This window comes from Thermoanaerobaculia bacterium (assembly GCA_035260525.1).
Lineage (GTDB): Bacteria > Acidobacteriota > Thermoanaerobaculia > UBA5066 > DATFVB01 > DATFVB01.
This window is the reverse complement of record DATFVB010000051.1, coordinates 1-10,611: the sequence shown is the minus strand read 5'-3', so window position 1 is coordinate 10,611 and position 10,611 is coordinate 1. Positions and strand designations below refer to the sequence as shown.

9 protein-coding genes are annotated in these 10,611 nt (G+C 70.7%); 3 read left to right on the top strand and 6 right to left on the bottom strand.

Annotated elements, in window-relative coordinates; all coding sequences use genetic code 11:
- Window positions 1-216, top strand: a 216-nt coding sequence (locus tag VKH46_02410) for a hypothetical protein (GenBank protein HKB69665.1), incomplete at its 5' end; no start/stop codon positions are given.
- An 82-nt stretch (window positions 217-298) separates the two neighbouring features.
- Here the strand turns inward: VKH46_02410 and VKH46_02405 are convergent.
- The 6 genes from VKH46_02405 to VKH46_02380 form a co-directional block, all read right to left on the bottom strand.
- Window positions 299-2,494, bottom strand: a complete 2,196-nt coding sequence (locus VKH46_02405) for an efflux RND transporter periplasmic adaptor subunit (protein HKB69664.1) — start codon at window positions 2,492-2,494, stop codon at window positions 299-301.
- The gene (locus VKH46_02400) at window positions 2,491-4,917 is read right to left on the bottom strand and encodes a GAF domain-containing protein (GenBank protein HKB69663.1); all 2,427 of its coding nucleotides are present in this window, start codon (window positions 4,915-4,917) and stop codon (window positions 2,491-2,493) included. The genes VKH46_02405 and VKH46_02400 overlap by 4 nt, the downstream gene beginning before the upstream one ends.
- A 9-nt stretch (window positions 4,918-4,926) precedes the next feature.
- Entirely contained in the window at window positions 4,927-5,262 is a 336-nt protein-coding gene (locus VKH46_02395; GenBank protein HKB69662.1) for an STAS domain-containing protein, read from the bottom strand.
- Between the two features lie 80 nt (window positions 5,263-5,342).
- Window positions 5,343-6,155: a hypothetical protein gene (locus VKH46_02390; protein ID HKB69661.1), complete on the bottom strand. Its 813-nt coding sequence runs from the start codon at window positions 6,153-6,155 to the stop codon at window positions 5,343-5,345.
- A 260-nt stretch (window positions 6,156-6,415) separates the two neighbouring features.
- Window positions 6,416-8,671: a TonB-dependent receptor gene (locus VKH46_02385; GenBank protein ID HKB69660.1), complete on the bottom strand. Its 2,256-nt coding sequence runs from the start codon at window positions 8,669-8,671 to the stop codon at window positions 6,416-6,418.
- Between the two features lie 122 nt (window positions 8,672-8,793).
- Window positions 8,794-9,297 carry a DUF2231 domain-containing protein gene (locus VKH46_02380; GenBank protein ID HKB69659.1) on the bottom strand — a complete coding sequence of 168 codons (504 nt, stop codon included), beginning with the start codon at window positions 9,295-9,297 and terminating at the stop codon, window positions 8,794-8,796.
- A gap of 75 nt (window positions 9,298-9,372) precedes the next feature.
- Here VKH46_02380 and VKH46_02375 point away from each other — a divergent pair, with 75 nt between their 5' ends.
- Both VKH46_02375 and VKH46_02370 read left to right on the top strand, forming a co-directional pair.
- Window positions 9,373-9,564 (top strand): hypothetical protein, encoded by a 192-nt coding sequence (locus VKH46_02375; GenBank protein ID HKB69658.1) that lies wholly within the window; start codon window positions 9,373-9,375, stop codon window positions 9,562-9,564.
- Window positions 9,561-10,574: a DNA topoisomerase IB gene (locus VKH46_02370; protein ID HKB69657.1), complete on the top strand. Its 1,014-nt coding sequence runs from the start codon at window positions 9,561-9,563 to the stop codon at window positions 10,572-10,574. The genes VKH46_02375 and VKH46_02370 overlap by 4 nt, the downstream gene beginning before the upstream one ends.
- Window positions 10,575-10,611: the final 37 nt, after the last annotated feature.

Genomic DNA, 10,611 nt, shown 5'->3' with positions numbered 1-10,611 from the left:
CTCTCCGGCAAGTCGATGTCGGGCAAGTCGCTCTCGGGCAAGTCGATGTCGGGCAAATCGCTCTCCGGGAAGTCGATGTCCGGCAAGTCGCTTTCGGGCAAGTCGATGTCCGGCAAGTCGCTCTCCGGCAAGTCGATGTCCGGGAAGTCGCTTTCGGGCAAGTCGCTCTCCGGGAAGTCGCTCTCCGGGAAGTCGCTCTCCGGGAAGTCGGTCTAACCCAGCAGGAAACGCGAAGCGCCTGCTTCGCGAGAATCGGAAGCTCGAGGCGCCCCGGCGAAAGCCGGGGCGCTCTCGTTTTTCACCAGATGACGGTTCGAGCCCAGCGCCAGACGACCCGACCCATCCTTGCGAGATACGAGCGTCGCTGGGTGTAGATCCGCGCCTCTCCCGCCATGCCGGGGAGCAGGTCGCCGCCGGAATTCTCGAACCGGGCGATCGCGATGAACCGGTCGGGGACGCCCGAGGGAAGGAGCGACGCGCGCGCCGCTCCCGGGCTGTTGTACGACGCCGCGGCGGGCGCGACGGAAACGACGGTTCCCCGCACCGGAGAATACGGCCGTGACGGCAGGCGCAGCGAGACCGCCTCTCCCGGCGCGAGATCGCCGACGAGCCGTTCGGAAACCGGAATCGCCGCCGAGAGGGCCTGGACGCTTCCGACCTCCGCCAGCAAAGTCCCTTTTTCGACGTAGCGTCCCTCCAGGTCCTGGACCCGCCGTGTGAGGACCCTCCCGCGCTCCGGGCTCGCGATCGTCAGAAGGCGCGCCCGTCCCTGGGCGGCCGAGAGCGACGCCTCGGCCGCCCGGCCCTTCTCGTCGGCCGCGTGGGCCCCGGCCATGTCCCCTTCCGCGCGACTCTCCGCCGCCGCGCCCGAGTAGGCGCGCGCCCGGGACGAGGCGGCGGCGAGGGCCACCTGGACGTCCGGGCTGGTCATCCCGAACATCGGCTGGCCGGGCCGGACGGGATCGTTCTCGTGGACGAGCACGCGGGAGACGAAGCCGGCCTGCGGGGCTTCGATTCGGGCGAGCCGGAGCGGCGCGAGCGTGACATCGGCCGAGATCGGCTCGCGGAAGAGCGGCAGCGCGAGCACGATCGCCGCGGCGGCCGCGGCGGCGAGAAGACGGCGGCGGATTTTCGGCGACACGAGGTACTCCTTCTTGTCGAGATAGAACATCCGGAGCACGTGGATGAAGATCCGCGCGCGCTTTCGGAACACCCAGACGAACGTGATCGTCGCGAGGACGCCGGCGAGCTCGACGGAGGCGTGCCGGAACAGGTTGTAGAAGAGCTGCCCGATGAGCCACATGATCATCGCGGTGTAGGCGAGCGCGAGCGGCGCGTAGATCAGGTAGATCCGCCGCTTCCGGCGGGAGAGGATCGGGACCTCGACGGGCAGCCGCAGCAGACGGTTCTGGATGAGGGCGCCGACGTACTGGAACGATTCCTCGCGCAGCTGCGGGAGGTCGAGGAAGCTCGACAGCACGTGGTAGCCGTCGGTCTTCACCATCGGGTTGATGTTGAAGAACACGGTCGAGACGCCGGTGTAGAGCATCGTCTTGTAGGCGAGCTCGTGCACGAGAGTGTCGGGGTACGACACGACCCAGAGCCCGGTCGCGATGGCGCAGATGTAGCACTCGACGTAAATGCCGCCGAGCGCGACCCAGAGGCGGTGCCAGCGGTTCGTGAAGAGATACGCGTCGGTCGAGTCGCAGTAGTAGGCGGGCGTCATGTAGAAGAGCGCGAAGCCGATGTCGTGGACGTCGCCCCCGTAGATCTTGATCACGAACGCGTGGCCGAACTCGTGGACCGCGCCGATCGCGGTCATGATCAGGAAGAACTGCACGAAATCCCAGAACGGCTTCCCCAGGAAATGGTAGAGCTCGATCGTCTGCGTCCAGATCGTCGAGAAGCGCGCCACGAACACGCTCGCCGTCAGCAGGAACACGACCATTCCCGCCGCCACGACCGGCGGGCTCCAGAGCCAGCGCACGTACTTGACGGTGCGCTCGAGGAGCCGGTTCGGGTCCATGACGTGGAAAGGGATGAGGAAGATGTTGAACCCCTCCTCCTTCTCTTCCGCCTTGCGCTTGCGCGCGTTTCGGAGCTTCTCGAGGAGGGCGAGATTGCGTTCGGCGCGCTTCTGCTCGAGGAGCTCCATCTTCCGGAGCGACTCCTCGAAATCGAGCACCGTCGCGAGAGGGATTCCGCCCCCCGGGTGCGCGGCGTTGTACGCGTCCTGGATCTCGCTCCGGGTTCGGGTCCCGTCGAAGAGGGAGATCAGCGCCCATTCCCCCTCGTCGAAGTTGAAGACCTTCAGCGTTTCCGGGTTCTTGACGCCCCAGCTGACCTCGCCGGCATGCACGAGCCTGCGGATCGTGAGCTCCGGCCGGAGACGCGGCCGATCCGCGCCGCTCGCGTGCTGCGCGGCGAGCGCTTCGGCGACCTTTCCGGTGGGGGAGGCGGAGGCGAGGGCGGAGGCCCGGGAGGCGAGGCTCACGGAATGAGCGGCCAGAGCCGGGCCCAGAGATACCGGGCGGGCTTGCGGAAGATCGCGAAGCCGAGGCTGTGGCGTTGGGTGAGGACCTTGCCCTTGCCGAGCATTCCGGGACGAATCTCGCGGCCGGGATTGTCGAAGCGCGCCTCGACGATGAGGAAGCGCTGCTCGCCTTCCGCGTGCACGGCGGCGCCGATCCGTTCGACCGTTCCGCGGAAAGTATGCGTGGGGAACGAATTGAGCTTGAGATCCACGGGCTCGCCGACGCGGAGGAACCCCGTCTCCGACTCCGGCACCGCGATCTCTCCCGTGATTTTCGACGCGTCGGCGATGCTGCAGAAGGGGGCTCCCGCGGCGAGCATGACGCCCTGCTTCTCGTCGAGATGGGGAGTGACGATCACGCCGCCGACCGGCGCGCGAAGATCCGTGTCGCTCAGCTGCTGGCGGGCCTCCTCGTACCGGGCCTCGGCCTCGTGCACGCGCGCCTGCGCCTGGAACGCGGCGGACGGGTCGCTGTCGCTCCGGGCGCGCGCGAGCTCGCTCCGGGCGATCTCGAGGTCCGATTTCGCCTGCGCCTCGTCCGCGGCGAACCCGTCGGAGTGAAGGACGGCCACGACGTCTCCGGGGGCGACGCGGTCGCCTTCCCGGTGCAGCACGGAGCGCACGACCCCGGGCACCGACGCGGTGACGCTCGCTTCCCGCGCGGGGAGGATCCGGACCGGCCCCTCGATGCGGATGCGCCACGGCACGGCGACGAGGGTCAGAGCGGCGACCGCCGCGCCGATCGCCCAGGCCCGTTTCTTCCGTCCGGGGATGGCCGCGAGCTTGCGCCGCTTTTCGAGGAGAGGCTTCCAGAAGCCGGCGAGCGGCACCTGCTGATAGAGCTGCGCGTTGCGGAGCGCGACTGTCGCCTGGTTGACGACGATCTGGAGGAGATCGCGCGCGTCCTCGTCGAAGTCCACCGGCTCGGACGCCTCGAAGCCGATCACGCCGAGCTTTCCCTCCTCGTCCTGGAGGATCGCCGCGTGGAAAGAGTTCATCCCGGAGGCCTCGAAGAACGCGCGGAACTTCTCCTCCGTCTCCGGGCGGTCGGCGACGATCGACCCGTCCTCTTCGCGGCGGACCGAGATCGGATGGCCCGCGCCGAAGACCCATTCGAGGAGCTCCTCCGTGCGGCGGATCGACGGGTCCGTCCGGTTGACCTCCGCCGCGCCGGAGACCGCCCCGAGCCGGAGCTTGCCGCGCGTGACGATCGAAAGGGCGCACCGGTCGAACGGGATCAGCGCGGAGGTGGCGTTCACGACCGTGCCCATGACGCGGTCGAGATCGAGCGTGGAGGTGATCTCGCGGCTGACGGCGAGGAGCGCGTCGAGCTCCTCGACCTTCTGTTCGGCGAGGTACCGGCGCGCGTTCCGGAGCGCGCGCACGGCCTGGTGTCCGAGGTCGACGAGGAGCTCGCGGTCGGCGTCCGAGAAGCGGGGATGACGTCCCCTCTTGTTGACGACGACGAGCCCGCCGACGGGAGCCTCGTCCTCGATCAACGGGACGGCGAGAAGCGACCGGATCTCGTACGGCGCGTTCTCGCTCCGCATCGGGCCCTCGACCTCGTTGTCGAGCACGTCTTCCCGCGCGGTGACGAGATCGGCGACGATCGCCGCCCCCACCGCCGCCGGAGCGTTCTCGATCTCGTAGTTCTCGTTCACCGCGGTCGCCGCCAGCGAGATCTCCCCCTCGTCGCCCTCGAGGATCCAGAGGGACGCGACCTCGCCGTTGCCGAAGTCGACCGCCTTCCGGGCGATGATCGCGTTGAGCTCGTCCCATTCGATCGTCGAGCCGAAGGCCTTCGAGAGGTCGTAGAGGTTGGTCAGGCGCTCGATCGCGTGGAGCATTCCGGCCGTCTTGCGGTCCTGCCGGAGGCCGCGGGCGACGGCGAGCGCCGCGTCGGGGACGAACGCGGAAACGGCTTCGAGAGCCGCCTGGGGATCCGTGGCCGGATCGGTGAAGAGGACGGCCGCGACGCCGGCGACGCCCCCTTCCGCCTCGAGCGGAAGGGCGAGGCAGGCGCCGAAGCTCTTGACGAACGGGGCGAGCCACGGGTCGTCGGTGACGAGGAGCTCGGCGGCGGAGAGCGCGAACGGCTCGTGATCGCGGACCAGGCGCCGGACGAACCCGTCGCCGCGCGGCACCGAGCGGCGGAGCGGCCGGCCGAGCCCTTCTCCCGAAGCGCCGGTGCAGGTGAAGATCGGCTGGACGGGATCGGGCGTCCAGACGAGCGCGGCGTCGGCGCCCGGAATTTCCTGGAGCCATCGAGCGGCCCAGCCGCACGTCTGCGCGAGCGTCTCACAGGCGAGGAGCTCGGAGAGGGCCGCGGCGAAGGCGCCTTCGGCGGGTTCCTCGGGTTCAGTGGTGTCCGGCTCTTCCGACATGGTCCCTCGTCAGAAGCTCGCGACCGCTTCCTCCAGATCGTGGTGGATGTCGAAAACGGAGTCGAGCTGGGTCATCTCGAGGAGCTTTTTCAGGTTCGGCGGCGGGGCGAGGAGCTTCGCCTGCCCCCCTTCCTTCTGGGCCGTGGTCAACGTCCGCACGAGCGCGCCGAGCCCGGTCGAGTCGACCATGCCGACCTTCCCGAGATCGAGAAGGAGATCGACGTGACCTTCGTCGATCAGGCGCGTGACGGCCCTCTTGAACGAGGCCTCCGATTCCCCGATCACCAGATCGCCCGTCACCGACACGATCCGGACGCGTCCATCCTCGCGAATTGAAATTTCCATGTCTTGTCCTGCCGGCGGATCATGGCAGAAAGAGGGATGCAAATCCAGCCCCGGCGGGAGCGGTCCCGGCTCGGCCGCGGTCACGAGCCGGCCGCGTTCCCCGCGAGATAGCGATGGGTGAAGCCGTCGAAATCCCCGGGCGACGCCCGGGCCGTCCGGTCGAGGAGGTCGCCGAACGCCCGGGCGGCTTCGGCCTCGTCGCCGGGAAGGCGTTCGCCGACGGTGATCGTCAGACGGGCGTCGGGCGCCGTGATGAAGACCGGTCGCGCGGCGACCCCCGCCAGACGCGCGAGACGCAGCGGCGCGAGCTCGATCTCGAGGGAGCCTCCCAGGAACGGGACGCGCGCGGACCGGTCGTCCGCGCCGGGAGGCGGCCGGTGGATGCGGTCGATCGCCGCGAGCAATGAGCCGCGGGAAAGCGCGGCGCGCAGGCGGTGCGGCTCGCGGGAGGAGAGCGTGTGGGGGAACCGGGCGGGGAAGCGCTCCTCGACCCACTCGTTCAGCCGGCGCCATTTCGGGTTCCCGAAATGCGTCTCGTCGACGATCGTCGCGACGGGGATCCCTGCGCTCCGGAGGAAGTAGCGGAGCATCCGGAGGTTGCCGGCGTGGGCGGTCAGGAGGAGCTCGGATGCGCGCGGGGGGGGAGCGGGGTCCCATCGGGGCCGGGGCCGGGCGCGCGAGAGCTCGTGCCAGGCGAGCAGCGCGAAGGTGCGGCGGGCGCGGGCGGCGAGGGCGCCGGGATCCGCGCCGAGAGCCGGGAAGAGTCGCGCGAGGTCGCGCCATTTCGCCTCGTCGAGCCCGGTGAGGCGCTCGATGCGGTCGCGGGTCGGCCCGGGCCACGCGCGGAGCAGTCCGCGCACGACGCTTCGGGGGAGGCGATCGGCCCAGCTCACGGGAACCGACCGGAGGCGACGACCTTCACGACCGTTCCCTCGACTTCGGAAAACGAGACGCCCGGATACTCCCGCGCCCACTCGCGCGGAGCGCCCGAAGCCGGCATCCATCGAGGAGGAGCGAGAACGAAGAGCGCCCGAGAAACGCGATCGCGAGCGTCGCGGCGGGCACGCGGACGCCTCCGAGGGCGACCCGGTACGTTCGGTCCCGGCGGGCGTCGGCGTCGGACAACGCGGCGATGTTACGACAGGACCGACGGTCAGATCCGCCAGCGCAGCCCGGCGCGAAAGGTGCGCGGCGAGCCGAGCGTGAGCACCGGGGTGCGCCCGATCTCGTTGCGGCGGTCGGTCAGGTTCTCGACTGCCGCGAAGATCTCTCCTCCCCCGAAGAGCTCGCGCGAGACGAGCGCATCCAGCGTGAACGCGGTCCCGAGACGGAAGGCATTGGCGTCGTCGTCGTACTGGCGGCCGGACCAGCGGGCCTGGAGCACGATCGCGGCGAGAGACGGCCGCGCGAACCGGACCCGAAGGGTCGCCTGGTCGCGGGGCACCTGGGGAACGCGCTTGCCGACGAGCGACGGGTTCGTCGTCGACGAGGCGACGCGGGAGTCGGCGAGGAGATACCCCGCCGAGACGCTCCACGCGGAGGAGAGGCGCGCGTCCGCCGCGAGCTCGGCGCCCCGGTCGCGCACCCGGCCGACGTTCTCGCGGCGGCGCGTGATGAGCGAGGGCGTCGTCGCGAGCGTCACGTTGCCGACGGCGTCGTGGAGCTCGGTCCAGAAGAGGTTCGCCCGCGCGAAAAGGCGGCCGTCGAGGCTCTGCCAGCGGGCCCCGGCTTCCACGCCCGTGACGGTCTCCGGAGCGAGATCGGCGTTGGCGAGCGTCTGGACGTTGCCGAGCCGGAACGGACGGTAGAGCTCGTTCAAGGTCGGCGCGCGAAACGCACGGTACCCCGCGGCCGTCAGCGACACGCTCCGCGTGGCGGCCCAGACGACGGATGCGCGCGGGCTCCAGGATCGCGCCGAACGGTCGGGGAGGGCGAGCGGCGCGCCGCCCTCGAACGTGCGGCCCGAAAGGTTCGACCATGCGTCGAAGCGGAGGGCCGCCGTCGCGGTGAGGCGCGGCGAAAGAGCGGCGACGTCCTCGAGCCACGCGCCCCCGCTCCGCTGCCTTCCCCCGGACGGCCGGAGGGCCGGCCCGGCCGGGAGGAACGCGGTGTCCTCGGACGTCCCCTCGACCTCGCGGAAGTCGGCGCCCGCCACGAGCTCGTGCACCGTTCCGATCGCGCGCGCCCACTGCGCCGACCCGCCGGTCGCGGAGGAGGGAACGGCCTGGCGCGACGTCCGCGTCTCCGACGTCCGGTCCGCCGAGATCGCCGAGAACGTCTGGTGGAACCTCTCGTCGCTCCGATAGCCGCGGAGAGCGGCGGCTCCGCCGGCGGCGGCACCGTCGAAGCCGCCGCTCCATTGCGTCATTTCCGTGTCGTTGCGCTGGAGCCGCGTTCCGTTGCTGCGGTCCTCGAGATACCGCGACGCACGGACGAAGAGCCGGGAGCCGCCGAGGGCCGTCGCCTCCGCAGTCGCCTCGAACGCTCGATGCCGCGAGCCCGCGCGGACGTCGACGGGGCCGCGCTCTTCGGGAGCGACTGCGACGTAGCCGTCCGTCGCGAAGACCTCGGCGTCCGCCGAAGCGCGCAACGGCCCCATGGCGCCCGCGACGCGAAGGGACCCGTCGGCCGACGACGGCGAGCCGCCCCACGCCTCGGCTCGTACGGCCGGGGAGGCGTCGTCGCGCCGGACGAGGCGGATCACGCCCCCGAGCGCGGCGCTGCCCCAGAGGTCCGACCCGCCTCCCTCGACGACCTCCACCCGGTCGAGTCCGATCTCGGGAAGGCGCCCCCAGTACACCCATCCGCCGAACGGGTCGTTCATCGGGATGTCGTCGGCGAGCACGAGAGCGCGGCTCGTTCCCGACGCCCCGAGACCGCGCAGCGAAACCCCCTGCGACGTCGGGTTCGCCGTGCGGCTGCCGGACCGGCGGAAGAGCGAGAACCCGGGCACCTGTCGGAGAGCGTCGTCGAGCGCCGGGGCGGGAGTGTTTTCGAGATCCTCGCGCGGGACGATCGTCGCGGGGGCGGCCGTGTCGGCGACGGGCCGGGGCGTTCGCGTCGCGGTCACCGTGATTTCTTCGGCGACCGTGGGCCGGGAGAGCGCGATCGTCAGGCCGGAACTCTCCGCCTCCGCAACGGTCTTCCCGGCCGGCGGATATCCCGCCGCCTCGACGCGGATGGTCAACGGCGGAGGTCCGGCGATCTCGAGTCGAAAGGTCCCGTCCCTTCCCGTCGTCGTTTCGGCCGCTCCCTCCGCCGTCCGCGCGGCGACGCGCGCTCCGGCAGCCGGCAACCCGCCGGGCGCGACGACCGTCCCCGAGACCGTGGCGCCGCGAGCCGGCGTCGCCGCGAGCGCGAAGGCGGCGGCGAGAGCGCCGGAGACCGCGATGCGGTGCGATTTCCTCATCGCGCGAAGGAGACGGCGACGACCTTCACCGGGAGTCCCGCGGATCCACGGGATCGGTCATCGGCCGGAGATCGCCCATCTCGGCGACGAGGAGCGCGAGCCGCCGGCTTCTCACGCCCCGGTCAGGACGCCCGGGTCGTTCGCGTTTCGCGCTGGCCGATCTCGTTGGCCTCCGGGTCGGTCCATTCGACCACGCCGACCTTGTGCTCGAAGGACAGGTTTCCGCCGATCCACCCCGACACGCCCAGGGTGCCGAAGGCGACGAGCTCGATGATGAACGCGAGCGGCCACCGCGACGTATGGAGCGCGGCGCCGTTGCGGCGAAGGAAGAACGTGACCCCGTAGAGGGCGACGACCGTGAGATTCAGCAGCATGTGCACGGTCGCGAGCCGCCCCGCGGCGCGGCTCATCCGCACCCCGAAGTAGTCGATGAACCCGAAGACGGCCGCGGCGAGCGCGACGAGGACGCCGATCCCGATGCACGCGTACGACATCGTGTACCAGAAATCGGACCCGCTCACCGCGTGGACGACGTCGCCCACGAACGCGAGGAAGAACGCCCCGATGGGGAGGGCGACGAGGGCGGGGTGGATGGGATGGTTTCCGATGGCGGCGCGACTCTTCATGAGACACCTCCTGCTGGGCGCCGGCGCGCGGGGAGGCGCGCACAACGGCCCTCCTTTCCGGAGGTTGCACGTGACGTGCCACGAAGGGAACGTTTCCTGCATTGCCGCCTTCCGGTGAGCTCCTGGAACCCGCCGTTTTCCGCCGTTCTGCTCGACCTCGACGGCTGCCGGCTCGACTCGAACGGGGCGCATGAGGGGGCGGCGCTCGCCGTCCGGCGATTCGAGCGCGCGCCCCGCCCTCCCTGGAAGAATCGCTGGCGCGGATGACGCGCATCGAGAAGCTCGGCAACGAGGGGATCCGCCGGCTGGGGACCGCCAACAGCGGATTTCGCTACCGGCACGCGGACGGGCGCCCCGTCTCGCGCGACGACCTCGACCGCATCCACCGGCTGAAGCTCCCTCCGGCGTGGACCGAGGTCGCGATCGACCCGAGCCCGAGCGCCGGGCTCCAGGCGATCGGCCGGGACGCGGCGGGACGGTGGCAGTACCGGTACCACGAGGCGCGCGTGAAGAAGCGGGAGCGACAGAAGCTCCGACGGATGATCGCGTTCGCCGGCGCGCTGCCGAAGCTGCGGGCCGGGATCGCCCGCGACCTCGCGATTCCCGGCCTTCCGCGCGAGAAGGTGTTCGCGGCGATCGTCCGCATCATGGCGACGCGATACCTGCGTCCCGGGAGCCGGCAGTATGCGCAGGAGAACGATTCCTACGGGCTCGTCACGCTGCGCCGCCAGCACGTCGAGAACGGCCGCGGCGTCCTCCGCCTGCGGTTCCGGGGGAAGTCGGGAAAGGAGCACGCGGTCGAGCTCGCGAATTCCGCGGTTCTGCGCGTCGTCCGGGAATGCCTGAAGCTTCCCGGCAGGACGGTCTTCCAGTACCGGAACGGGGGAGGCAAAGTCGTCGCGGCCAGCCGCAAGGCGGTCAACGCGTACATCAAGGAGGTCATGGGAGGTAGCTTCAGCGCGAAGGACTTCCGCACGTGGGCGGGAACGCTCATCTGCGCGAACCTGCTCGCCCGCCGGGCGGGCGAGGCTCCGAAGACGAAGCGAGGACGGCGGCGGGTGATCGCGGCGGCGATCCGGGAAACCGCGCATCGGCTCGGCAACACGCCCGCGGTCTGCCGCGCCTCGTACATCGCGCCCGCCGTGCTCGACGGCTTCGAGCGCGGCCGGGCGCTGCCGGCGACCGTCGCTTCCGTGGACCGCCTCGTCGAGCGCCGTTCCCTCCACCGGGCGGAAAAGGCCCTCGTGAAGCTCCTGAAGAGAGAAAGCAGCGAGTAGCCTCGGAGGCCCCGTCCTGTCGTGGCACGGCTCCGGA

Coding starts and splice junctions, on each gene's coding strand:
- VKH46_02385 (HKB69660.1), bottom strand. CDS start 8,671: ATGAGGAAATCGCACCGCATCGCGGTCTCCGGCGCTCTCGCCGCCGCC.
- VKH46_02380 (HKB69659.1), bottom strand. CDS start 9,297: ATGAAGAGTCGCGCCGCCATCGGAAACCATCCCATCCACCCCGCCCTC.
- VKH46_02370 (HKB69657.1), top strand. CDS start 9,561: ATGACGCGCATCGAGAAGCTCGGCAACGAGGGGATCCGCCGGCTGGGG.
- VKH46_02395 (HKB69662.1), bottom strand. CDS start 5,262: ATGGAAATTTCAATTCGCGAGGATGGACGCGTCCGGATCGTGTCGGTG.
- VKH46_02400 (HKB69663.1), bottom strand. CDS start 4,917: ATGTCGGAAGAGCCGGACACCACTGAACCCGAGGAACCCGCCGAAGGC.